The organism is Pseudogemmobacter blasticus (assembly GCF_003071405.1).
GTDB classification, from domain to species: Bacteria; Pseudomonadota; Alphaproteobacteria; order Rhodobacterales; family Rhodobacteraceae; genus Pseudogemmobacter; species Pseudogemmobacter blasticus.
This window is the reverse complement of record NZ_CP020470.1, coordinates 2767552-2789674: the sequence shown is the minus strand read 5'-3', so window position 1 is coordinate 2789674 and position 22123 is coordinate 2767552. Positions and strand designations below refer to the sequence as shown.

The window sequence follows — 22123 nt, the reverse complement described above, 5'->3', positions numbered from 1 at the left end:
GGATTTGGATCGTTCCAAAATTTGTATATGGAACGATCCAAATCCGGTCAAGACGATTCGCGGGTCGGGCATCAAGGGGCCGGGGCCGCAGGTTTCGCGGCCCCGGCAGGCGCGGGTCAGAACTTGGCCGAAAGCGCCAGATGGAAAGTGCGGCCCGGTTCGTAAACCTGCACCAGCGCAGGATCGACCGCGTTGGACCGGGCCAGATGCGTGGCGTAGGCCCGGTCGAACAGATTGTCGACGCCGGCAGTCAGCGTGACCGTTTCGCTGATGTCATAGCTGCCGAACAGGTTGAACACCGCATAGCCGGGCGTTGCGGCCGGGTCGCGGGCGGGGTCGATGCGGTCCTGCCCGTCGGCCCAGACCATCTGGGTGCCCAGCCGCCAGGCGCCTTGGCCATAAGACACCGCCAGCTTGCCCATCAGCGGCGGGATCTGCGCCAGCGGCGCGTCGTCATCGCGGTTCTGGCCACGGGTATAGGTCAGATCCCCGGTCAGTTGCAGGCCGCCGCTTTGCCATGACCCCGACAGCTCCACCCCGGCAAGCTGGGCCGAGACGTTGCGGTAAGTGGTCACCCCGGCATAGGTGCTGGCGTCGCGCAGGATGAAATCATCCACCCGGTCGACATAGGCGGTGGCGGTCAGGCCCCAGTCATCGCGCTTGACCTCGACCCCCAGGTCGAATTGCAGGTGCTTTTCCGGCGCGATGTCGGGATTGCCGACCCAGTTGTTGCGGCCCATGGCGCGTTCGGTGGCATCTGCCGTGCGGACCGAACGGGACAGGCCGACAAAGCCGGTCAGCCCGTCGCCGAAATCATGTTCGAACCGGATCAGCCCGCCCCAGTTGTCTTCGCGGCGGGCATCGTTGAAGGTGGTGCCGTAGTAGGTGGTGTAGAACCCGTTGGGCGCGGCCGCGGCATAGCCGGGCAGACCCGCCGCCGCCCCCGCGCTGGCCTTCACATGGTCATAGCGCAGACCCAGTTTCAGCGTGTTTGCGGCATCCAGTTCGGTTTCGGTTTCGGCATAAAGCCCGGTCTGTTCGATGGTGACATCGGGCCACATCAGGAAACGCGCATTGGCGGGGTTCGCGGCCTCGATCGCGGGGCGGGCGGCGGCCATACCGCCATAGAGGATGGCCATGCGGTTGTTCGACTGGTGGTCGATGCCGACCCTGGCGGTGGTGCTGCCAAAGGCAAGCTGCGCCTCGACCTTGCCGCCGCGCGTGTCGGAAGTGGTGGGAACGCGCATGAACATGCCCGTGGCGGGACGCAGCGAATAGTTGTCCATGACGTGATCGACTTCGGACAGGAAGACCTCGGCTTCGATCCGGCGCAGGGCGCCGGCGTCCAGATCCACCCCGCCGCGCAGGCGCCAGACCGAGGTATCGGTGGAGGGGCTGTCCATCCCGGCGCCGGCGAACAGCACGTCGCGCGCGGCGTCACGGTCATGGTCCAGCGCGATGTCGAAGCCCTGCCCCGCATAGCCGAAGGTCAGGCCGCCGCTGGTCTGTTCATAGGCGCTGCGCACGGTGCGGCCTGCGCCATCGGCGTAATCATCGGCATCCTTCGCCTCGACCGCGCCCTTGACGTAGAAGCCGTTGCCCAGCGTCCAGGTGAACCTGCCGCCCGCGCCCAGAGCATTGGCGTTTGATCCGGCGCTGGCGTGAGCCTCGCCGGTAAAGCCGCTGGCCGCGCTGGCGGGGGGCGCCTCGCGCTCCAGCCGGACGGTGCCGCCGGTGCCGCCGGGGCCGTTTGTCACGCTGGCATAGCCACGGGTTACCGTCACCCTGTCGGCGCGGGCAAAGGCCGCGGTCGAGGCGGGCGGATCCATGTGGTTGGGGCACCCGCCATAGGTGACGGCCCCGGCGTCGATGACGTTGATCTGGTTCGAGTTCAGCCCGCGGATCACGATATCAAGCCCGTGGCCGCCCATGCGGCTGCTGGCGATGCCGGGCAGCGTGGTCAGCACGGCGCCGCCGTCCAGATAGGACGGGGTGCCCAGGGTGGCGGGGTCGAAGACGGTGCCCGAGGCGGTGCTTTGCGGCCCCTTGATCGCGCTGCCGGCAATGTAGATCGGCGGCAGCAGGGTGGCGGGGTCTTCGGCCGTGCCCTGCGCAAGCGCGAGGCCCGAGATCGAGCAAAGCAGGATGGCGGTCGCGCCAAGGCGCGCCGGATTGGCGATGATCATGGTTTCTTTGTCCCTTGTTTCCGGGCGCGCGGTCAGCTTGCGCCGCGCGGCTTCCGTTGGTCTGGCTGAAGTGTGGTCAGGCAGTGATCCGGGTCGGGGGGCCGCGGATCAGGCGGGACAGGTCAAGCGGCTGCGGCACCCCGCGGGGCGCCGGCACGGGCAGCGACAGGCTGGCGACAAGACGCCCCGCCAGAACCGGCAGCGGGGGCGGATCGCCAAGCAGGGCGATGCCGGTCAGGCAGAAGGGGCAGCTTTGCGCGGGGTTGGCATCGGGCTTTTCGGTATCGCTGATCTCGCCGGTTTCAAGGTTCAGCAGGACCGTGCGCATACTGCCCTGCGAACAGAGCACGATTTCCAGCATCCCGTCGGCCAGACGGCCCGGCTGCAACGGGCGCAGCCCCAGCGACAGTTGCAGCGCAAGCAGCAGAACAAGGGCCGCCGTCAGCAGCCCCCGAAGGCGGGAGAAAAAACCCTTCACGACATTCATCAATACGAATGTTCGCACATCTGATGCCGGTGGACAATTTCCAGAATGTCGCAGGCGGTGGCCTTCAGCGGCCCCTTCGCCCGACAAGGCTTGCCGGGGACAGGGCGGCGGGGTCTTCGGTCAGGATGCGGCCGTGCTGAAGGCGGATCACCCGGTCAACCGCATCGGGAACCGGGGCGGTTTCGGGCAGCGCGCAGACGGCCGCCAGACCAAGGCGGCGCAGATGGTGCAGCAGCGCGGGCAGATGGCGGGCCTCGTCCGGGTCGGCGGGGCGATCCAGCACCACAAGCGCGGGGTCTTGCGCCAGGGCGCAGGCCAGGCGGGCAAGCTGCCGGTCGCCGGGGCGCAGCGTGCCGAAGCGGCGGCGGGCCAGCGGGGCAAGGTTCAGCCGCTCCAGCACCTCGGCCACGGCTTCGGCGTCGCGCCAGCCGGGGCGGCCGGTGGCGCGGCAGGCCTGCCGGCCAAGGGCGACAAGCTGGCGCAGGGTCAGGCCCGGATCGACCGGCGCTTGCAGCACGGCAGCCACGCTGCGCGCCGCCTCATGCGGCGGGATCAGCCAGAGGTCGCGCCCGTGCAGCAGGACGGCACCACGGGTTGGCGGCAGGGCGCGGCACAACAGCCGCAGCAGCACCGAGGTGCCCGCGCCGGGCGGCCCGGCCAGCCCCAGCACCTGCCCCGCCTGAACGGTGAAGCTGATGTCGGCAAGGGTCGGGCAGCCGCTGCGGGCAGCCCAGCCCACGCCGCGAAGCTGCAACAGGGCAGGCCGCGAAACGGGGCAGACAGGGGCCGCCGGGGGGCGGTGTCTTGGGTCGTCCATCGCAAGCTCCTTTCCGGGGCACCCCGCCCGGTGTGGTTGATCTGACGATGGCAGGTCTCCTGACTCGCGGGTCGTGGCTTCCCCCGCCTTCCCGGGCCCGCAATCGGGGGGCCCAGTGGCGATGGGGGTCGCTCGCCGCTTACAGTTGCGGGGGCAGTCACGGAATTGGCGCCGCCGGCACCGCACCGTGTTCCCTTTTCATCCGGTCAGCCCTTGCAGGCCGTCGGAACCATCCCGGACAGGGTGCCCCGGCAGGCCGTGGCGGGGCAAGCCCGGCTGCGACGCCTGTGGCGCCGCGCCCGACATGAGGCTGCGATGGCGTGACAGGATGCGGCGGTGCCCGGACCGGCGGTCAGGACAGCATCCGCGCCAGTTCGGCAATGTTGCGGGCGCCCATCTTGGCCAGCACGCGCGACCGATGCGCCTCGACCGTGCGCATCGAGATGCCAAGGTCATCGGCGATCTGCTTGTTCAGCCGGCCTTGCAGCATGAGGACCATCACCTCGACCTCGCGCGCCGACAGGCTGGCGCGGCGCTGTTCAAGGTTCAGCCGGTCGCGGGCGGCGGCCACGCGGTCGCGGCGCAGGGCGATGGCGCTGAGGGCAAGATCGACGATCTGGTTGTCGTTGAACGGCTTTTCCACGAAGTCGAAGGCGCCGGCCTTCAGGCTTTGCACCGCCAGCGGTACATCGGCGTGGCCGGTCAGGAAGATGACGGGCGGCAGCGCATCGACGCCGCCTTCCTGCGCCGACAGGGCATCCAGCACCTGCGGCCCCGACATCCCGTCCATCCGCACATCCAGGATCAGGCAGCCGCAACCGGGCTGCGGCCAGCCGGCCAGCAGCGCCTCGCCCGAGGGCCAGAGCCGGGTGGCGATGCCGCGCGATGCGAAGAGGAAGGCCAGCGCGTCACGCAGGGCTTCCTCGTCATCGACGATATGCACGGCAAGATCGGTGTCGGCGGTCATGGCGGCGGTCATGGCGTGGCCTCCTTTGCGGCTTCGGCACGATCCCCGGTGGCGGGGGGCGGGCCGGCCGGCAGCGTTACCGCGAAGACCGTGCCACCCGGGGGGTTGGGCGCGTGCTCAAGCGTTCCGTGATGCAGTTCGACGATGGAGCGGCAGATGTTCAGCCCCATGCCCATGCCATGGCTCTTGGTTGAGGTGAAGGGATCGAACAGCTTGCCGGACAGCGCCTCGGGAATACCGGGGCCGCGGTCGATGACTTCAAGCCGCACGGTTTCGCCCTGCGCCGTCAGCCGCACTGCCAGCACATCGCCGCTGCGCGGGCCTTCGGCCATGGCTTCCATGCCGTTGCGGATCAGGTTGACCAGCACCTGTTCCAGCAGGATACGGTCCGCCGCCACCTGCGGCAGGTCTGGGGGCGCCTCAAGCCGCAGCCGCACCCGCATTTCGCGGGCATCGGCGCCCAGAAGGCCGATGGCATCGGCGGCCACCTCGGCCAGATCCAGCGCCACGAACTGCGGTTCGCGCTTCTTCACGAAATCCTGGATGCGGCGGATGATCAGCCCGGCCCGCCGCGCCTGCGTGGCCATCTTTTCCAGCGCGCCACGGATCAGCCCGGGGTCATTGCGGCCCTGATCAAGCAGGTTCAGCCCGCCCGCCGCGTAAGAGGCGATGGCCCCCAGCGGCTGGTTCAGCTCATGCGCCAGGGTCGAGGCCATTTCGCCCAGCGTCACCAGCCGGCCGGTGCGGGCCATGGTTTCATCCTGCTCGCGCGCCAGCCGGGCGGCGCGGCGGGCTTCGGTGATGTCGATGATCGAACCCATCCAGCCGCGATGCCGTCCGGCGGCGTCGATCAGCGGCGCCTCGAACACCTGCACGTCGATCTCGGAACCGTCGGCGCGGCGGAAGCGGCTTTCAAAGGCCTGCGGCACCGCCTGCCCTTCGCGAAGCTGGCGCTGGCGGTCCAGCGTTTCGGCCAGCGTCTCGGGCGCCCAGTAGGGCATGGGCGGATCGCGCCCGATCAGGGTTTCGGCGGGCAGGCCGACCAGCTTGCAGAAGGCGGCGTTGACGTAAAGAATCCGGCCGTTGTGATCCTTGGCGCGCAGGCCGACGGTCAGGCTTTCCTCCATCGAGCGGCGGAAGGCCATTTCGGCGCGCAGCCGTTCTTCGGCGCGGCGGCGGTGCACCGCGTTGCGCTGCACCACCACCAGGGCCAGCACGGCAAAGGACGCTAGCGCCACGATGGCCCCCAGCAATGCGCTGTTGCCGAAGGCGGGCGGGCGGTCATAGGCCGAAATCTGCAGCGTGGTGCCGCGCAGGGGCGGGTCGAAGCTGATGCCATGTTGCGGCGCGCCTTCGGCCACCGGACGGCGGGCCCGTTCGGCCAGCGTGCCCGACACATCGAAGATCCGCACGCCGTATTGTTCGGCGATCCACCATGGAATGTGACGGTCGAGGATCAGCGGCAGCGCCAGCGTGGCGGTCACCACGCCTTCGCTGGACGAGATGCGCTACGCCATGGTCACGACGCCATCGGTGACGGGGCCGTAAACCGGCCGCGACGACACCGCGGGAGAGCGCAGCATCAGATCGGCCATGGCCTGTTCGCCGGGCGATACCCCTTCGGGCACACCGGCCACCAGCCGGCCCTGCGCATCGAACCAGCGCACCGCCAGCATTTCGGGATTGGCCGCGATATGCAGCCTTGCGCGGCTGGTCAGCACATCCTGCGGGGTGTCGGCCGCGCCATCCAGCGCCAGCCGCACCAGCATGTCCTCATCCACCGACATCTGGAACCGCAGGGTCTGTTCGACCCACAGCGCATCGGTCGCCAGCTTGGTGCGGGCGCGCTGGTCATCGGTCTGTGCCCCGATGCGGATCAGCACCGCCACCAGCGCGATCAGCGCCACGATGGCCACCAGCGGCACCAGCGAAAGCATGTCCCACCGGCGAGAACCCATCAGGCTCTCGGCCGCCCAGGGCTCGGGGCGTGCCTTCCCCGAAACGGGGGCGGCTTCGGGAACGTCGCGGTCGGTCGTGTTGTTTCCCCCTCACACCGGATCGGTGTGCCACGGGCTGCGGCAGATTGTCTATTGGGGAAAGCCACAATAGCGACCGCGCGCCCCTCTGACGCATGACTGTCACATTCCCGCCGGGGAGACGGCGGGCCCGGAGGAGAATCACATGGCTACCCATACCCCGATCACCCGTCGGCAGCTTGCTGCCATGGCCGGCGCCACCGCGCTTGTCCTGTCCTTCGCCGCGCCGGCGCTGGCAGAGCCGATCGTCATCAAGTTCAGCCACGTCGTGGCGCCCGACACGCCCAAGGGCAAGGGTGCCGCCAAGTTCGAGGAACTGGCCGAAGCCTATACCAACGGCGCGGTGGACGTGCAGGTCTACCCCAACAGCCAGCTTTACAAGGACAAGGAAGAGCTTGAGGCGCTGCAACTGGGCGCGGTCCAGATGCTGGCCCCGTCGCTGGCAAAGTTTGGCCCGCTGGGCGTGCAGGATTTCGAGGTTTTCGACCTGCCCTACATCTTCAAGGACTATGACGCGCTGCACGCCGTGACCAAGGGCGAAGTCGGCAAGATGCTGCTGGGCAAACTTGAGGACAAGGGCATCACCGGCCTGGCCTATTGGGACAACGGCTTCAAGATCATGTCGGCCAATTCGCCCGTGATCACGCCGGACGATTTCCTGGGTCTGAAGATGCGCATCCAGTCGTCCAAGGTGCTGGAAGCCGAGATGAACGCGCTTGGCGCCGTGCCGCAGGTGATGGCGTTCAGCGAAGTGTATCAGGCGCTGCAGACCGGCGTTGTGGACGGCACCGAAAATCCGCCGTCGAACATGTACACCCAGAAGATGAACGAGGTGCAGAAGCACGCCACGATCTCGAACCATGGCTATCTGGGCTATGCGGTGATCGTGAACAAGCAGTTCTGGGATGGCCTGCCCGAAGACGTGCGCGCCGGTCTGGACAAGGCCATGGCCGAGGCGACCGACTATGCCAACGGCATTGCCAAGGCCGAGAACGAAGCCGCGCTGGAAGCCATGAAGGCGGCCGGCACGACCGAGTTCCACGAGATGACCGAGGAAGAGCGCGCGACCTGGGTCGAGGTGCTGACCCCGGTGCATGACGAAATGGCCGACCGTATTGGTGCCGAGACCATCGCCGCCGTCAAGGCCGCGACCGGCGGCTGACCGGCCCGGGGCGGCCCCGGCCGGGCCGCCCCACCCCTTCCCTTTTCCCATGTGATGAGGTCAAGCCATGCTTCGCTTGCTTGACCGTGCCGAAGAGATCCTGATCGTCTGGCTGATTGCGCTGGCGACCGTGATCATCTTCGTCTCGGTCGTACACCGCTATTCGCTTGGCCTTTCGGCAGATGCCGTGGCCTTTTTCCGCACCCATGAAATGCCGGCGCTGTCGGCGGCCGCCAAGACGTTCTACTTCGGCCTGCGGTCGATCAATCTGGTCTGGGCGCAGGAGCTGTGCATCATCCTGTTCGTCTGGATGGCCAAGTTCGGCGCGGCCTACGGGGTGCGCACCGGCATCCACGTCGGGATTGACGTGCTGATCAACCGGCTGGCCGCCCCCAAGCGGCGGTTCTTCATCCTGTTCGGTCTTTGCGCGGGCGCGCTGTTCACCGGCATCATCGCGACGCTGGGCACCAATTTCGTCTGGCACATGGCCCATGCCTCGGCCCGGTCTCCCGATCTGGAACTGCCGATGTGGCTGATCTACCTGGCCATTCCGCTGGGGTCGTCGCTGATGTGCTTCCGCTTCCTGCAGGTGGCCTGGGGTTTTGCCCGCACCGGGGAACTGCCGCACCACGACCACGGCCATGTTGACGGGATCGAGGAAGAGGCCGGCATCGACGATCTGGGCGAAGCCTTCCTGTCCAGCCCGCTGACGCCGCGCGACCTGGTCGAAAAGCCGAAGGACGAATGACATGAGCGCCCTTATCATCTTCGGGCTTCTCATCGCCCTCATGCTGACCGGAATGCCGATCTCGATCTCGCTCGGCCTGACCGTTCTGACCTTCCTGTTCACCATGACCGAAGTGCCGATCGACACGGTGGCACTGAAGCTGTTTACCGGCATCGAGAAGTTCGAGATCATGGCGATCCCGTTCTTCATTCTGGCCGGCAACTTCCTGACCCATGGCGGGGTTGCCAAGCGGATGATCAACTTCGCCACGGCGATGGTCGGGCACTGGCACGGCGGGCTGGGTCTGGCGGGCGTGATCGCCTGCGCCCTGTTCGCCGCGGTGTCCGGTTCCTCGCCGGCGACGGTGGTCGCCATCGGCTCGGTCATCCTGCCGGCCATGGTGGCGCAGGGCTTCCCCAAGCAGTTCGGCGCGGGTGTCATCACCACGTCCGGCGCACTGGGCATCCTGATCCCGCCGTCGATCGTGATGGTGATGTATGCGGTGGCCACCAGCGGGATGCAGGTGCCGGGCCCCGATGGCCAGATCGTCGACTCGGCCTCGGTGGGCGAGCTGTTCATGGCCGGTGTCGTTCCGGGCCTGATGCTGGCGGGGTTCCTTGCCTTCACCACCTGGTACCGCGCCCGCAAGTTCGGCTATCCGCGGCTGGCCAAGGCCAATTTCGGCGCCCGCTGGACCGCCTTCCGCGAGGCGATCTGGGGTCTGCTGCTGATTGTGGTGGTGATCGGCGGGATCTACACCGGCATCTTCACCCCGACCGAAGCCGCGGCCATGTCGGCGGTCTATGCCTTCATCGTGGCGGTCTTCGTCTACAAGGACATGAAGCTGAAGGACGTGCCGCGGGTGCTGCTGTCTTCGGCCAACATGTCGGCGATGCTGCTGTACATCATCACCAACGCCGTGCTGTTCAGCTTCCTGATGGCGCATGAGGGCATTCCGCAGGCGCTTGGCGAATGGATGGTGAATGCCGGTCTGAGCTGGTGGGTGTTCCTGATCATCGTCAACATCCTTCTGCTTGCCGCGGGCAACTTCATGGAGCCGTCGTCCATCGTGCTGATCATGGCGCCGATCCTGTTCCCGGTCGCGGTGCGGCTGGGCATCGACCCGGTGCATTTCGGCATCATGATCGTGGTCAACATGGAGGTGGGGATGTGTCACCCGCCGGTGGGGCTGAACCTCTATGTCGCCAGCGGCATCACGCGGATGGGCATTACCGAACTGACGGTCGCCGTCTGGCCCTGGCTGCTGACGATGCTGGTGTTCCTGCTGCTTGTGACCTACGTCCCGGCGATCAGCCTGTTCCTGCCGCATCTTCTGGGCATGTAACGGGCAGACCTTTTGCCCTGCAGCGACAATCGCCCGTCCCGAAAGGGGCGGGCGATCCGCGTTTCAGGGCGGCCCGGGCTTGCGCGCCACGATGAAATGGCTTTGCGGGCTGCGACCAAAGCTGCGCTGCGTCTCGATTTCAAACCCAGCGGCAAGGATTGCCTGCCGCAACTGCGGTTCGCTGAGGGCGGTCGCGGGCGGAAACAGCCCGAAGACCCGCAGCAGCGGGAACAGAAGGCGCAGGGTCCGGCGCAGGTCGGCAAAGCACCAGGTCTTGCTGATCAGCCGCCCGCCCGGACGGAGCGCCGCGTGAACCTGCGCCAGCGTGGCGGGCATGTCGGGCACCAGATGCAGCAGGTTGAAGGCGCAGATCGCGTCGAAAGGCGCGCCGTCAAAGGCTGTTCCGGCCTCTGTCAGCACGAAGCGCACGTTCGGAGGCACGGCCTTGGCCCGCGCGATCTGCAACATCCGGTCCGAGAAATCGGTGGCGATCCATTCGGCCACCTGCGGGCCCAGCCGGATGGCCGTGCCGCCGGTGCCGCAGCCCAGTTCCAGCACCCGGTCACGGGGGCGCAGCCGCGCGCCCACCTCGGCCAGCATCTCTTCATAGGCGGCCACGTCCTTGATCGGCCGCGCGGCATAGCGGTCGGCGATCCGGTTCCAGAAGGCCTGTCCGGGGGTGGTCATGGCGCCCCTTCCTGTTGCAGATGCGGTGTGATCAGGCGGCGCAGGTCAACCTGCGCCTTCATCCGGCTGGCCAGCAGGTAGATGCCGCCGAACTTGCGTTGCAGATAGAAGGTATCCATCGGCGGCAGGCGAACGTGGTCGCGCTGGTCCGACAGGGACATCGCCGCCTCGCGCATCCGCATCACCAGATCCGAGGCGCCAAAGTCGAACGGGCCATCATGGCGCAGCGGTTCCAGCGACATCTCGAACATTTCCAGCATGGCCAGCTCCAGCCGTTCGGGCGTGTCTTCGCCCAGAAAGCCGATCTGCCGCGCCGCCGCCCGGATGCCGGGCCGGTCGCCGTGCAGCCCGGCCTGCAACAGCCCGCGATACTGATCGGCCAGCGCGGCGGGAAATTCGCGCGTCGCGCCGAAATCGAGCAGGATCACCCGGCCGGTGTCCGGGGCGTGGCGGTAGTTGGCGAAGTTCGGGTCGGTCTGCATCAGCCGGAATTCGAACAGTTCGCGGAACAGCAGGTCGATCAGCAGCGTCATCACGCGGTTACGCTCGGCCTGCGGGGCGGGGGCCAGGTCATCAATGGGGATGCCCTGCACGAAGTCCATGGCCAGCACATCGGGCGTGGTCAGGTCGGCGTGCAGGCCGGGCACAAGGAAGGCCGCCTCGCCGGCCAGCAGTTCGCCAAAGCGCGCAAGACAGCGCCCTTCGCGTTCATAATCCGCCTCTTCGTGCAACTGGCGCTTTGCCTCGACCAGCATCGGCGCCACATCCACGCCCCGGGGCACCAGCCCGGCCATGCGCAACAGCGCGGCGACGTTGTCCACGTCAGAATCAATACTGCGGCGCACCCCGGGGTATTGCACCTTGATCGCCAGATCGCGGCCGTCGCGGGTTTGCGCCCGATGCACCTGCCCGATCGAGGCGGCGGCGATCGGATGCACGTCGAACCTCTGGAACCGGCGCAGCCAGTCGGTGCCCCAGGCATCGGCCAGCACCTTCTTCAACTGCGGCCCCGGCATGTGATGTGCCTCGGCCCGCAGCCGGCCCAGAATCTGCGCCAGTTCGGGCGGCAGCATGTCGCCCGCATCCATGGAAATCAGTTGGCCCACCTTCATTGCCGCGCCGCGCATCTGCGCCAACTGGTCGGCCACCTTGCGCGCATTGGCCGGAGTCAGGATCAGATCGCCCATGCGGGGCCGCTGTCCGCGCGCCAATTGCAGCGCGCCCTCGGCCGCGACATTCCCCGCAATGCGCGAAGCAAGGCCGCCCAGTTGCGCCAGCCGCGCAAGGCGTGAACTGGGAACGGCGACGGCTTTCATCTCGGGCTTGCGATGCGGCATCTGGGGCTTTCCGGGCAAAGGGGCGGCAGGGGACAGGCGTGGAGGTGTCAGCAGGTACACCTGTGCCTTGCGGACCCGTCCGGCAAGGCCGCCTGCGTCGGCCGTTCCGTCCTGTCGCGGTCAGCGTTCATTGGCGGCCACTGCCTGCAGCAGCAGAACCTGATCAGCGGTCACCCGCAACGGGCAGGCCGAGGCCTTCGCCATGCGGTTCAGCTTGCCGCGAGAACGCATCGCTTCAAGGATGCAGCGCTTTTCGGACCAGTCCTTCCAGGCGGTCTGCATCAGCGCCAGATCGTCGGTCATCCGTGGCGAGCCCTGCTTGATGGCCTTGGCAAAGATCCGGTCCAGCTTCACCGCCCGTTCCTGGGCCGCGGCATAGGCGGGCTCCATCTGCGCCGCCCACCATTCCGCTTCGGTGTTCAGGCAGATCGCGGCATCAAGATCGGTCGCCCCCTTCACCGCGGCAAGGCAGGCGTCGGCGGCCCGCCCGACGCAGGCGACGCGGTCGGCGCCGGTTTTCGCGGCGGCGACGCAGGTCGCGGTCGGTTCGGCAGAGGGGGCAAGGGGCGCAGGGGTCTGGGCAAGGCCCGCCCCTGCCCCGGCGATGGACAAAAGCAGCATAAGAACATTCGGTTGCATGAACCCGGCCTTTCGGGGCTGGGAGGTCTGGCCGAAACAGGGGCCGGGGCCTCCGACAAGTGAGGACTGGCACATGACCCGGGCCGCGGATCGCGCCGCCGGGCATGGCGCGCATGAAGCATCCGGCCCGCGGGGTGGTCTGTGATCAGGTCACACAGCCGGGGGACAAACACGCGCCCTGCCACGTTTCGCCGCACCGGCAAAGGCGCGGCGCCCGGCGGGCGGGGGCCGGAAAGGCACCTGTAGATCCGCCTTCATCTTGCGCGGTTGCCCTGCGGTTGTTAAACACGTAGAAATGGCAATCCTGCCTTGCCGGACCATGATCCGGTATAGGAAGTTATTGCGTTTCTTCAATAAGACAACATGTCAGGTTGACCACTGTCAGCTTTTATTGACAGTTTGGGTGACAACCGACGAAAGGCCGCACACGCGATGTCCGAAATTCTGGGAACGCTTGATCCGCGGGCCGCGCTGGTGCTTCACCTTGGCGTCGTGGCCTTCGTGATGGTGGCGATCCTTGTGGTCGCCGGCACCTTGCGCGAACCGGGGCGGCCGGGCTTTGGCATCTATGAAAGCGGCGCGCCGCCCGGCCCGGCCCTGCTGGGCCGCACCGCGACGCAGTATTTCCTGATCGCCGTCATCTTCATGATCTTCGATGTCGAGGTGGCGCTGCTGTTTTCCTGGGCGGTCGCGGCCAAGCTGCTTGGCCCTTCGGGCCTGATCGCGGCGACCGTCTTCATCGTCGTGCTGCTGGCGGCGCTGGCCTGGCTGTGGCTGGACGGTGCGCTGGAAACCGCCCCGCCGCCCCGCGAAGCGGAGGATGCGTCGTGACCGATACCGCGCCCGAAACCGGCCTTGCGCAAAGCGCGCTGTTCACCAAGCTGGACGATCTGGTTGCCTGGTCGCGCAAGCACAGCCTGTGGCCGTTCAACTTCGGCCTGTCGTGCTGCTATGTCGAAATGGCCAGCGCCCTGACGCCGGTTTACGATCAGGCCCGTTTCGGCGCCGAGGTGATCCGGTCCACCCCGCGGCAGGCCGATCTCCTGATCGTGTCGGGCACGGTGTTCCGCAAGATGGCGGTGCCGCTGTACCGGCTGTATCAGCAGATGCGCGAACCCCGCTGGGTGATCTCGATGGGGGCCTGCGCCAATTCCGGCGGCATGTATGACGTGTATTCGGTGGTGCAGGGCGTCGACAGTTTCCTGCCGGTCGATGTCTATGTTCCCGGCTGTCCGCCCCGGCCCGAACAGTTGATGGACGCGCTGGTCCTGCTGCAGCAGAAGATCGCGGCCGAGCGGCGGCCGCTGTCCATCCGCATGGGCGAAATGCCGGCGGCCCGCCCCTTTGCCCCGGTTCCCCGGCGCGATGCGCTGCGCGAGACCCGCGCGCAGATGACCCGCCTGACCGGCCCCGAGGAGGCGTCATGAGCCTTGACGCCACCCCTCTTGCCCCGGTGGTCGAGGCGCTGCGCGCGCAGTTCGGCCCGGCGATCCTGTCGCAGCAGGAGACCGGCGAAGGCTTTCCGGTGCTGTGGATCACACCCGAGGCCAGCCCCGGCGTGCATCACTTCCTGCGCGAACGGGTGCCGCAGCCCTTTACCCTGCTGGCCGATCTGTGGGCGGTGGACGAAACCCGCCGGCAGCATCGCCCCGGCCCCGCCCGCGGGGTGACGGTGCAAAGCCACCTGATCAGCCTGGAACGCAATGCCGACATCCGGCTGAAGGTGGCCTGCGACGCGGATGCCCCGCGCGCGCGATCCATTGCGCAGGTGTTTCCGGCCGCCGACTGGTACGAACGCGAAGCCTTCGACATGTTCGGCGTCACCTTCGACGGCCGCGCCAGCCACCGGCGTATCCTGATGCCCGCTACCTGGCAGGGCCACCCGCTGCGCAAGGACCATTACGCCCGCGCCACCGAACAGCCGCCCTTCCGCATGACGGAAGAGTTCTTCGCGGCGGAAGAGGCTGCGAATACCATCGACCCCGCCGCCCTGGGCCTGCCGGTGCTGAAGGACGGGGAAGAGCTGATGCAGCTCAACTTTGGACCGCACCACCCTTCGACCCATGGCGTGTTCCGCATCGTGCTGGGCCTGCACGGGGAAGAGGTGATCTGGGCCGTTCCCGACATTGGCTATCACCATCGCGGCGCGGAAAAGATGGCCGAACGCCAGACCTGGCACGGCTTCATCCCCTATACCGACCGGATCGACTATCTGGGCGGCGTGATGAGCGAGCTGCCCTATCTGATGGCGGTGGAGCGGATGTGCGGCATCACCGTGCCGGCGCGCGCGCAGGTGATCCGGGTCATGCTGTGCGAATTCTACCGCATCATGAACCACCTGCTGTTCTATGGCACCATGGCGCAGGACGTGGGCCAGATGTCGCCCGTCTTCTACATGTTCACCGACCGCGAACGCGGCTACCGCGTGCTGGAGGCCATCACCGGGGCGCGGATGCACCCGGCCTTTTTCCGCATCGGCGGCGTGGCGATGGACCTGCCGAACGGCTGGGACGGGCTGGTCCGCGATTTTCTGGACTGGATGCCGCCCCGGCTGGACGATTACCGCCGCATGGTGATGAATTCGGACCTGTTCCGCATCCGCACCGTGGGCGTCGGGGCCTATGACACGGAAACCGCGCTGAAATGGGGCACTACCGGGCCGGGCCTGCGCGCCACCGGCATGGCCTGCGACTGGCGCAAGCTGCGGCCCTATTCCGGCTATGACCAGTTCGAGTTCGACGTTCCCACCGGCAGCCGGGGCGACATCTATGACCGCACCGATGTGCGCGAACAGGAAATGCGCCAGTCGCTGCGCATCATCCGCCAGTGCCTGGACAACATGCCCGGCGGCCCCGTCAAGGCCGACCACCCGCTGACCACCCCGCCCGACCGCGCGGCGATGCAGCATGACATCGACACGCTGATCCCGCATTTCCTGACCATGGCGCAGGGCACCGTGGTGCCGCGGGGCGAGGCGACGGGCCAGATCGAAACCCACCGCGGGCTGGCGCAATATGCGCTGATCTCGGACGGCGGCACCTCAAGCTATCGCACCCGCATCCGCACGCCTTCTTTCGCGCATCTGCAGATGCTGCCGCACATCCTGCCCGGCATGACCGTGGCCGATGTGGTGGCCCATATCGCCAGCCTTGATTTCGTCATGTCGGATGTTGACCGATGACCCTGCCCGCAGACCTGGAAACCCGCATCCGGCATCTGGTCGCCCATGAAGGCGGCCCGCGCGCGGCCATGCTGGAATCGCTGCGCAGCGTGCAGGCGGCGGAAGGCTGGGTTTCCGACGAACGGCTGGTGCAGGTGGCCGCCGTTCTGGGCGTCACCCCGGCCGAGCTGGACGGGGTTGCCAGCTTCTACAGCCTGATCTTCCGCCGCCCGGTCGGGCGCACCGTCATTCTCTTGTGCGACGGGGCAAGCTGCGGGCTGAACGGGGCGGATGCGATCCGCGATGCGATCAGGGCCCGGCTTGGCATCGGCTATGGCCAGACCACGCCCGATGGCCGCTTCACCCTGATCAACAGCGCCTGCGTCGGCGGTTGCGACCGCGCGCCCGCCGCCGTGGTTGGCCCGGACCGCACGCTGGTTGGCCCGCTGACGCCCGCGCTGCTGGAAGAGCTGATCGGGGGCGCGCCATGACGACCGACCTTCCCCTGACCGGCCGCGCCCGGCCTGACCGCGCGCCGCACAGCCTGGCCGAATGGCGCGCGCTTGGCGGCTATCAGGCGGTGGAACGCGCGCTTGCGCTGACGCCGTTGCAGGTGCTGGACACCGTGGATGCCGCCGCCCTGAACGGGCGCGGCGGGGCGGGGTTCCCGGCGGCGCGCAAATGGCGCTTCATGCCGGCCGCGGCCGATGCCGTCAGCCCCGGCCCGAACTACCTGATCGTCAACGGCGACGAGATGGAGCCCGGCGCCTTCAAGGACCGCTTCCTTCTGGAGGCCCTGCCGCACCAGTTGATCGAAGGCACGATCATCGCCGGTTTCGCCACCCATGCGACCGAAGCGATCGTGCTGATCCGTGACGATTACCGCGCCGCGATCACCGGCCTGACCCGCGCCATCGCCGAGGCCGAGGCCGCCGGTCTGCTGGGCGACAACATCCTGAACACCGGCTACAGCCTGCACATGCGGGTGCACCCCAGCGCCGGCCGCTATATCGTGGGCGAGGAAACCGCCCTGATCGCCGCGCTGGAAGGCGGTCGCGCCATGCCGCGCAAGCGCCCGCCCTTCCCGGCGCAATCCGGCCTGTGGGGCCGCCCGACCACGGTGAACAACGTCGAGACCATCTCGCATGTGCCGCATATTCTGGCGCATGGCGCGCAATGGTTCCGCGCCCTGTCGCGCACCGAGGAAGGCGGGACCAAACTGTACGGCCTGTCGGGAAGGGTGAACCGCCCCGGCCTGATCGAGGCGCCGATGGGCACCACCGCGCGCGAACTGATCGACCGCGCCGGTGGCGTGTCGGGCAACGGTCGGTTGCTGTGTTTCCAGCCCGGCGGCGGCGCCACCGGCTTTCTTGGCCCCGAGGCGCTGGATGTGCCGATGGACTTTGGCCATGTCGCCAAGGCCGGGTCGATGCTGGGCACCGGCACGCTGATCGTGCTGGACGAAACCGCCTGCCCGGTTGAGGTGACGGCCCGGCACATGGCCTATTACGCCCGCGAAAGCTGTGGCTGGTGCGTGCCCTGCCGCGAGGGGTTGCCCTGGGCTGCCCGCATCCTGCACGCGCTGGAAGAGGGCACCGCCCGGCGCGAAGACCTGCAAGCCCTGCACGACATCGCCCGCGAGGCCAGCCCGCGCGGCCGCAGCTTCTGCGACCTGATGGGCGGGGCCATGGGGCCGCTGGCCTCGCTGTTGTCGCGCTTTGGCGATCTGGTGGACGACCACCTGCACGGCGGCTGCCCGCGGCGGAGGGCGCCATGACCATCAAGCTGAAGATCGACGGGCGCGAGGTGACGGTCGAGGATGGCCGCGATCTCTTGTCCATCGCGCTGGAACAGGGCGTGGATGTGCCGCATTTCTGCTGGCACGCGGCGCTTGGTTCGGTCGGGGCGTGCCGGATGTGCGCGGTGAAGGTCGCGCCGGGCGAAGGCACGCCGGGCAAGCTGGAAATGGCCTGCATGACCCCCGTCACCGACGGCATGGTGGTGGACACGACCGATGCCGAAGCGGCGCGGTTCCGGGCGCAGGTCATTGAATGGCTGATGCTGAACCACCCGCATGATTGCGCGGTGTGCGAGGAAGGCGGCGCCTGCCATTTGCAGGACATGGTGGTTGCCACCGGCCACCATGACCGCCGCGCCACGGGGCCGAAGCGCACGCATCGCAACCAGAACCTTGGCCCGCTGCTGACGCATGAGATGAACCGCTGCATCGGCTGCTGGCGCTGCCTGCGATTCTATCGCGACCATGCGGGCGGGCGCGATTTCAACGCCTTCGGCGCGCATGACCGGCTGTATTTCGGCCGCACCGAGGACGGGCCGCTGGACAGCCCCTTTGCCGGCAACCTGTCCGAGGTCTGCCCGACCGGCGTCTTCACCGACAAGGCCTGGTCCGGCGTCTATGCCCGGCCCTGGGATCTGTCGGCCACGCCCGCCATCTGCACCGGATGCAGTGCGGGCTGCAACGTGACGCTGAACGAACGGGGCGGAACGCTGCGCCGGGTGCTGAACCGCTATCACGGCGCGATCAACGGCTTCTTCCTGTGTGACCGGGGCCGCTGGTCGCCCTGGTCGGTGGATGGGCAGGGGCGGCTGACCGGCGCCGTCACGCTGCCCCGCGTTGCGGGGGCGGTCGGGCTGGGGTCGCCCCGTGCTTCGCTGGAATCGAACTGGGCGCTGCGGCGGCTGGTCGGGCCGGGCCGGTTCTTTGCCGGCGTGACAGACCGGGAAACCGCGCTGACCGCGCGCATGGCGGCGCTGCTGAAGGCAAGCCCTGCCCCCAGCCTGACCGAGATGGCCGCCGCCGATGCCATTCTGGTGCTGGGCGAAGACCTGACCGCCACCGCGCCGCGCGCCGCGCTGGCGCTGCGGCAGGCCGTGCGCGGGGCGGAACGCGATCTGGCCTGCAAGAAGGGCGTTGCGCTGTGGCTGGACGATGCCGTCCGCGTGGCCGGTGAAGGCCGGCGGTCGCCGCTGGCGCTTGTCACCGCGCTGCCCGATGCGCTGGACGATATTGCCAGTTTCGCGATCCGCCGCGCGCCGCATGACATGGCGGCCTTTGCCGCGGCCATTCTGGCCGCCCTGCAAGGCCGGCCGGCAGACGCCGAGGCCAGTGCCATCGCGCAGGCCCTGTCGGCGGCGCGGGCGCCGCTGATCATCGCGGGCGCAGGCCTTGGCCTTGCCGGCCCGGTGGAAGCCGCCGCCAGCCTGGCCGCCGCCCTTGGCCCGAAGGCGCAGCTTGCGCTGTTCCCGGCCGAAGCCGGCAGCTTCGGCCTGTCGCTGCTGGCGCCCGCAGGCGGGATCGAGGCGGCGCTGGCCGAGCTGGAGCGGAACCCCGGCCCGCTGGTCGTGCTGGAAAACGACCTGTTCCGCCGGGCCGATCCGGCGCTTGTCGAACGCCTGTTCGCAAAGGCAACGCAGGTGATCGCGCTGGACCATCTGGCGACCGAAACCACCACCGCCGCCGCGCTGGCCGTTCCGGTGGCGGCCCCTGCGGAAGCAGCCGGAACCTGGGTCAATCACGAAGGGCGTGCCCAGCGCAGCTTTGCCTTCCGACCTGCCGATCCGCAGGCCCCCGCCGCCTGGCGCGTTCTGGCCGCGCTGGCGGACGACACGCCCGAACCCGGGCTTGAGGCGCTGCTTGAGGCGCTGGTTGCCGACCTGCCCGCGCTGGCCGCCGTTCGGGACGCCGCGCCCGGCGCGGACCACGGGCCGGTGCCGCGCGCCCATCCGCGCCAATCGGCGCGCACCGCCGGAAACCACCCTGACCGCGCGACGCGGACCGACCCGGATTCGCCGCTGAGCTGGACGATGGAAGGCGACCGCGCGCCCGAACCCACGCTGGCCACCTGGACCGACCGGCCCGGCCTTCATTCCGTTTCGGCCGAATATGCGGCGCAGCAATGGATCGGCGGGCCGCTGAAAGGTGGCGATCCGGGGGTGAACGTCCTGCACGCCGCCGCCGATGCCCCGGCGCTGGCCGACCCGCCCCCCGGCGCGGGGCTGCTGGGCCTGCCGCTGCACAGCCCCTTTGCCGCGCATGAGGCCGATGCCGCCAGCCCGCCGCTGACCGCGCGCGCACCTGCCGCGCGGGTGACGCTGCACCCCGCCGATGCCGCCCGCCTTGGGCTGACCGCCGGCGCGCTGCTGGTGATCGACGGCCGCCCTGCCCCCGCACCGCTGACGCTGGACCCGGACCTTCCGGCCGGCCACATCGGCCTGTCGGGCCTGCGCGCCCTGCGCCCCGTCATCCTTGGGGGGGCGCCATGACCATCCTTGGCACGATCCTGACGCTGATCTTCTCGGCCCTACTGATTGCCACGCTGCTGGTTGCCGCGGGCGTGTTCACCTGGGTTGAACGCCGGGTGCTGGGGTTCTTTCAGGAACGGCTTGGCCCCAACCGGGTTGGTCCCTTCGGCTTTCTGCAATGGGTGGCCGATACGGTGAAGCTGATCACCAAGGAAGACGCGGCCCCGTCCGGCGCCGATCTGTTTGCCTACCGTCTGGCGCCGGTGCTGGCCTCGGCCCCGGTGCTGGCAGGGTTCGGCGTGATCGCTTTCGCGCCGCAGATGTCGGTGGCGGCGCTGGACATGGGGCTGATCTTCGCGATGGGGATGCTGGCGCTGACCGTTTACGGCATGGTGCTGGGCGCCTGGGCCAGCCGAAACCGCTATGCCATGCTGGGCGGGTTGCGCGCGGGGGCGCAGCTTCTGGCCTATGAAAGTTTCCTTGGCCTGTCGCTGATGGGCGTGGTGCTGCTGACCGGATCGTTCAACCTGGGCCAGATCGTTGCCGCGCAGGGCGACCTGTGGTTCGTGGTGCAGCAACCGCTGGGCTGCCTGCTGTTCCTGATCGCCGGCACCGCCGCCGCGCACCGCCTGCCCTTTGACCTGCAGGAATCCGAACAGGATCTGGTGGCAGGGTTCATGACCGAATATTCGGGAATGAGTTTCGCATTGTTCTTCCTGGGCGAATACCTTGCCATCCTGCTGGTCGCGGCCCTGGCGACCACGCTGTTCTTCGGCGGCTGGCATGGGCCGTGGCTGCCCGGTCCGGTGTGGTTCGGGGTCAAGATGGGCGTCATCGCCTTCGCCTTCATCTGGGTTCGCGCCGCGCTGCCGCGTCCGCGCTATGACCAGTTGATCACCTTTGCCTGGAAGGCGGCGCTGCCGCTGGCGCTGCTGAACCTGCTGCTGACCGGGGCCATTGTCGTGCTGGGGGGCCAGCCATGACCGGCATCCTTGACCAGCTCTGGCGCATCGGGCGCATGTTGTTCCTGCCCAAGCAGACGCGCGGCTACCCTGAGGTCAAGCCGGTGCTGCCGCCGCGCTATCGCGCGCGCATCGTGCTGACCCGTGATCCCGACGGCCAGGAACGCTGCGTCGCCTGCAACCTGTGCGCCGCCGCCTGCCCGCCCGATTGCATCGAGGTGGTGAAGGCCGAAACCGAGGATGGCCGCTGGTATCCGGAAACCTTCCGCATCAATTTTTCCCGCTGCATCTTCTGCGGCTTCTGCGAAGAGGCCTGCCCGACCAGCGCCATCCAGTTGACGCCCGATTTCGAACTGGCCGACTACGACCGCGACTCGCTTTTGTATGACAAGCAGGATCTTCTGATCGCCGGCCCCGGCAAGCGGCCCGACTACAGCTATTGGCAGGTGGCGGGCAAGGCCATCGCCGGCAAGGACAAGGGCGCAGGCGAAAACGAGGCGCCGCCGGTTGACCTGAAGGATCTGACGCCATGAACGCAACCTTCGCCCTGTGGGCCGGGTCGCTGGCCCTGATCTCGGCGCTGCTGGTGGTGACGCGCGCCAGCGTGGTGCACGCGCTGATCTGGCTGCTGGTCACGCTGCTGTCTCTGTCGGCCAGCTTCTTCGCGCTTGGTGCCTCCTTCGCGGGGGCGGCGCAGATCCTGATCTATGCCGGGGCCATTCTGGCGGTCTTCGTCTTCGTGGTGATGACGGTCGATGCCTCACCCAAGGCGCTGGAGCAGGAACGCGCCCGGCTGGGCCGCGCCTGGGTGCCGCCCGCGCTGGTGGCGGCACTGGTGCTGGTGCCGCTGTTTGCCTGGCGCGGCGCGCCGGGGGCAGAGGCGGCCGCGCCGATGGGGGCCGCGGTCTCTGCCACCGATCTTGGGATGCTGCTGTTCGGCCCCTGGGCGGCGGTGGTGGAAATCGCCTCGGGCCTGCTGCTGGCCGCGCTGATGGGCGCGCGCCACCTGGGCCGGCGCGGCAAGCCGGAGGGACGGGGATGACCGAAGACAGTTTCACCGCCTTGATGCTGCTGTCCACCGCACTGTTCGTGGTGGGGCTGTTCGGCGTTCTGGCCCGCCGGTCGATCCTGATCCAGCTTCTGTCGCTTGAGGTCGCGCTGGCCGGGCCGTCGCTGGCCTTCATCACCGCCGGAGCGCGCCATGCCGATGCCGGGGGGCAGGCGATGTTCGTGATGATCCTGATCCTTGCCGCGGCCGAGGTGGCGCTGGGGCTGGCGCTGTATCTGCGCCTGCGTCGCACCGCTGACGGCACCGACAGCGACAGCCTCAGCAGCCTGAGGCACTGAG

The 22123-nt window shown here is 68.3% G+C and carries 22 protein-coding genes and 1 riboswitch; of the genes, 13 read left to right on the top strand and 9 right to left on the bottom strand.

Translation table 11 applies throughout. From position 1 onward, the window contains the following. Positions 1 to 116: 116 nt before the first annotated feature. From B6K69_RS13600 to B6K69_RS18415, 6 genes are all read right to left on the bottom strand, one after another. Positions 117 to 2186 (bottom strand): TonB-dependent receptor domain-containing protein, encoded by a 2070-nt coding sequence (locus tag B6K69_RS13600; protein WP_108644163.1) that lies wholly within the window; start codon positions 2184 to 2186, stop codon positions 117 to 119. Positions 2187 to 2262: 76 nt separating this feature from the next. Further along, entirely contained in the window at positions 2263 to 2664 is a 402-nt protein-coding gene (locus B6K69_RS13595; RefSeq protein WP_123876571.1) for a DUF2946 family protein, read from the bottom strand. 73 nt (positions 2665 to 2737) lie between these two features. After that, on the bottom strand, positions 2738 to 3490 hold the full coding sequence (locus tag B6K69_RS13590; protein WP_108644161.1) for an ATP-binding cassette domain-containing protein: 753 nt from the start codon (positions 3488 to 3490) through the stop codon (positions 2738 to 2740). A 32-nt stretch (positions 3491 to 3522) separates the two neighbouring features. Further along, positions 3523 to 3738: riboswitch (cobalamin riboswitch) on the bottom strand. 104 nt (positions 3739 to 3842) lie between these two features. Next, positions 3843 to 4469, bottom strand: a complete 627-nt coding sequence (locus B6K69_RS13585; protein ID WP_228156741.1) for a response regulator transcription factor — start codon at positions 4467 to 4469, stop codon at positions 3843 to 3845. Beyond that, positions 4466 to 5941: a two-component system sensor histidine kinase NtrB gene (locus B6K69_RS13580; protein ID WP_228156740.1), complete on the bottom strand. Its 1476-nt coding sequence runs from the start codon at positions 5939 to 5941 to the stop codon at positions 4466 to 4468. The genes B6K69_RS13585 and B6K69_RS13580 overlap by 4 nt, the downstream gene beginning before the upstream one ends. A 24-nt stretch (positions 5942 to 5965) precedes the next feature. Then, positions 5966 to 6415 (bottom strand): hypothetical protein, encoded by a 450-nt coding sequence (locus tag B6K69_RS18415; protein ID WP_228156739.1) that lies wholly within the window; start codon positions 6413 to 6415, stop codon positions 5966 to 5968. Between the two features lie 223 nt (positions 6416 to 6638). Here B6K69_RS18415 and B6K69_RS13575 point away from each other — a divergent pair, with 223 nt between their 5' ends. The 3 genes from B6K69_RS13575 (at position 6639) to B6K69_RS13565 (ending at position 9727) form a co-directional block, all read left to right on the top strand. Continuing rightward, the gene (locus tag B6K69_RS13575) at positions 6639 to 7655 is read left to right on the top strand and encodes a TRAP transporter substrate-binding protein (protein ID WP_107673508.1); all 1017 of its coding nucleotides are present in this window, start codon (positions 6639 to 6641) and stop codon (positions 7653 to 7655) included. 67 nt (positions 7656 to 7722) lie between these two features. Next, a complete protein-coding gene (locus tag B6K69_RS13570; protein ID WP_107673509.1) occupies positions 7723 to 8403 on the top strand; it encodes a TRAP transporter small permease in 681 nt (226 codons plus the stop codon). A 1-nt stretch (position 8404) separates the two neighbouring features. After that, a complete protein-coding gene (locus B6K69_RS13565; protein ID WP_107673510.1) occupies positions 8405 to 9727 on the top strand; it encodes a TRAP transporter large permease in 1323 nt (440 codons plus the stop codon). A 63-nt stretch (positions 9728 to 9790) separates the two neighbouring features. On the opposite strand, the gene B6K69_RS13560 is transcribed toward B6K69_RS13565, so the two are convergent. From B6K69_RS13560 to B6K69_RS13550, 3 genes are all read right to left on the bottom strand, one after another. After that, on the bottom strand, positions 9791 to 10414 hold the full coding sequence (locus B6K69_RS13560) for a class I SAM-dependent methyltransferase (RefSeq protein WP_108644160.1): 624 nt from the start codon (positions 10412 to 10414) through the stop codon (positions 9791 to 9793). Beyond that, positions 10411 to 11751 (bottom strand): ABC1 kinase family protein, encoded by a 1341-nt coding sequence (locus B6K69_RS13555; RefSeq protein WP_108644159.1) that lies wholly within the window; start codon positions 11749 to 11751, stop codon positions 10411 to 10413. Before B6K69_RS13555 ends, B6K69_RS13560 begins: the two co-directional genes overlap by 4 nt. Positions 11752 to 11871: 120 nt before the next feature. Next, positions 11872 to 12372, bottom strand: coding sequence for a lysozyme inhibitor LprI family protein (locus tag B6K69_RS13550; RefSeq protein WP_228156738.1), 501 nt, complete (start codon positions 12370 to 12372; stop codon positions 11872 to 11874). Positions 12373 to 12822: 450 nt separating this feature from the next. Here B6K69_RS13550 and B6K69_RS13545 point away from each other — a divergent pair, with 450 nt between their 5' ends. The 10 genes from B6K69_RS13545 to nuoK are packed head-to-tail and all read left to right on the top strand — an operon-like array spanning position 12823 to position 22122. Continuing rightward, positions 12823 to 13221, top strand: coding sequence for an NADH-quinone oxidoreductase subunit A (locus B6K69_RS13545; RefSeq protein ID WP_107673514.1), 399 nt, complete (start codon positions 12823 to 12825; stop codon positions 13219 to 13221). Then, entirely contained in the window at positions 13218 to 13817 is a 600-nt protein-coding gene (locus B6K69_RS13540) for an NADH-quinone oxidoreductase subunit B (RefSeq protein ID WP_108644157.1), read from the top strand. The genes B6K69_RS13545 and B6K69_RS13540 overlap by 4 nt, the downstream gene beginning before the upstream one ends. Next, positions 13814 to 15571 carry an NADH-quinone oxidoreductase subunit C/D gene (gene nuoC / locus B6K69_RS13535; RefSeq protein WP_108644156.1) on the top strand — a complete coding sequence of 586 codons (1758 nt, stop codon included), beginning with the start codon at positions 13814 to 13816 and terminating at the stop codon, positions 15569 to 15571. The genes B6K69_RS13540 and nuoC overlap by 4 nt, the downstream gene beginning before the upstream one ends. Then, positions 15568 to 16041: an NADH-quinone oxidoreductase subunit NuoE gene (gene nuoE / locus B6K69_RS13530; RefSeq protein WP_108644155.1), complete on the top strand. Its 474-nt coding sequence runs from the start codon at positions 15568 to 15570 to the stop codon at positions 16039 to 16041. The genes nuoC and nuoE overlap by 4 nt, the downstream gene beginning before the upstream one ends. Then, the gene (locus B6K69_RS13525) at positions 16038 to 17327 is read left to right on the top strand and encodes a complex I 51 kDa subunit family protein (protein ID WP_108644154.1); all 1290 of its coding nucleotides are present in this window, start codon (positions 16038 to 16040) and stop codon (positions 17325 to 17327) included. The genes nuoE and B6K69_RS13525 overlap by 4 nt, the downstream gene beginning before the upstream one ends. Continuing rightward, the gene (locus tag B6K69_RS13520) at positions 17324 to 19834 is read left to right on the top strand and encodes a 2Fe-2S iron-sulfur cluster-binding protein (protein ID WP_228156737.1); all 2511 of its coding nucleotides are present in this window, start codon (positions 17324 to 17326) and stop codon (positions 19832 to 19834) included. The genes B6K69_RS13525 and B6K69_RS13520 overlap by 4 nt, the downstream gene beginning before the upstream one ends. Next, a complete protein-coding gene (gene nuoH / locus B6K69_RS13515) occupies positions 19831 to 20796 on the top strand; it encodes an NADH-quinone oxidoreductase subunit NuoH (protein ID WP_108644153.1) in 966 nt (321 codons plus the stop codon). The genes B6K69_RS13520 and nuoH overlap by 4 nt, the downstream gene beginning before the upstream one ends. Continuing rightward, positions 20793 to 21308, top strand: coding sequence for an NADH-quinone oxidoreductase subunit NuoI (nuoI, locus tag B6K69_RS13510; protein WP_108644152.1), 516 nt, complete (start codon positions 20793 to 20795; stop codon positions 21306 to 21308). Before nuoH ends, nuoI begins: the two co-directional genes overlap by 4 nt. Beyond that, positions 21305 to 21817 carry an NADH-quinone oxidoreductase subunit J family protein gene (locus tag B6K69_RS13505; RefSeq protein WP_108644151.1) on the top strand — a complete coding sequence of 171 codons (513 nt, stop codon included), beginning with the start codon at positions 21305 to 21307 and terminating at the stop codon, positions 21815 to 21817. The genes nuoI and B6K69_RS13505 overlap by 4 nt, the downstream gene beginning before the upstream one ends. Further along, entirely contained in the window at positions 21814 to 22122 is a 309-nt protein-coding gene (gene nuoK, locus B6K69_RS13500) for an NADH-quinone oxidoreductase subunit NuoK (RefSeq protein WP_107673522.1), read from the top strand. The genes B6K69_RS13505 and nuoK overlap by 4 nt, the downstream gene beginning before the upstream one ends. The last annotated feature ends 1 nt before the right edge of the window (position 22123 follow it).

Coding starts and splice junctions, on each gene's coding strand:
- B6K69_RS13550 (WP_228156738.1), bottom strand. CDS start 12,372: ATGCTGCTTTTGTCCATCGCCGGGGCAGGGGCGGGCCTTGCCCAGACC.
- B6K69_RS13590 (WP_108644161.1), bottom strand. CDS start 3,490: ATGGACGACCCAAGACACCGCCCCCCGGCGGCCCCTGTCTGCCCCGTT.
- B6K69_RS13545 (WP_107673514.1), top strand. CDS start 12,823: ATGTCCGAAATTCTGGGAACGCTTGATCCGCGGGCCGCGCTGGTGCTT.
- nuoC (WP_108644156.1), top strand. CDS start 13,814: ATGAGCCTTGACGCCACCCCTCTTGCCCCGGTGGTCGAGGCGCTGCGC.
- B6K69_RS13585 (WP_228156741.1), bottom strand. CDS start 4,469: ATGACCGCCGCCATGACCGCCGACACCGATCTTGCCGTGCATATCGTC.
- B6K69_RS13555 (WP_108644159.1), bottom strand. CDS start 11,751: ATGCCGCATCGCAAGCCCGAGATGAAAGCCGTCGCCGTTCCCAGTTCA.
- nuoK (WP_107673522.1), top strand. CDS start 21,814: ATGACCGAAGACAGTTTCACCGCCTTGATGCTGCTGTCCACCGCACTG.
- nuoI (WP_108644152.1), top strand. CDS start 20,793: ATGACCGGCATCCTTGACCAGCTCTGGCGCATCGGGCGCATGTTGTTC.
- B6K69_RS13565 (WP_107673510.1), top strand. CDS start 8,405: ATGAGCGCCCTTATCATCTTCGGGCTTCTCATCGCCCTCATGCTGACC.
- B6K69_RS13575 (WP_107673508.1), top strand. CDS start 6,639: ATGGCTACCCATACCCCGATCACCCGTCGGCAGCTTGCTGCCATGGCC.
- B6K69_RS13560 (WP_108644160.1), bottom strand. CDS start 10,414: ATGACCACCCCCGGACAGGCCTTCTGGAACCGGATCGCCGACCGCTAT.
- B6K69_RS13600 (WP_108644163.1), bottom strand. CDS start 2,186: ATGATCATCGCCAATCCGGCGCGCCTTGGCGCGACCGCCATCCTGCTT.
- B6K69_RS13525 (WP_108644154.1), top strand. CDS start 16,038: ATGACGACCGACCTTCCCCTGACCGGCCGCGCCCGGCCTGACCGCGCG.
- nuoE (WP_108644155.1), top strand. CDS start 15,568: ATGACCCTGCCCGCAGACCTGGAAACCCGCATCCGGCATCTGGTCGCC.
- B6K69_RS13570 (WP_107673509.1), top strand. CDS start 7,723: ATGCTTCGCTTGCTTGACCGTGCCGAAGAGATCCTGATCGTCTGGCTG.
- B6K69_RS13520 (WP_228156737.1), top strand. CDS start 17,324: ATGACCATCAAGCTGAAGATCGACGGGCGCGAGGTGACGGTCGAGGAT.
- B6K69_RS18415 (WP_228156739.1), bottom strand. CDS start 6,415: ATGGGTTCTCGCCGGTGGGACATGCTTTCGCTGGTGCCGCTGGTGGCC.
- B6K69_RS13505 (WP_108644151.1), top strand. CDS start 21,305: ATGAACGCAACCTTCGCCCTGTGGGCCGGGTCGCTGGCCCTGATCTCG.
- nuoH (WP_108644153.1), top strand. CDS start 19,831: ATGACCATCCTTGGCACGATCCTGACGCTGATCTTCTCGGCCCTACTG.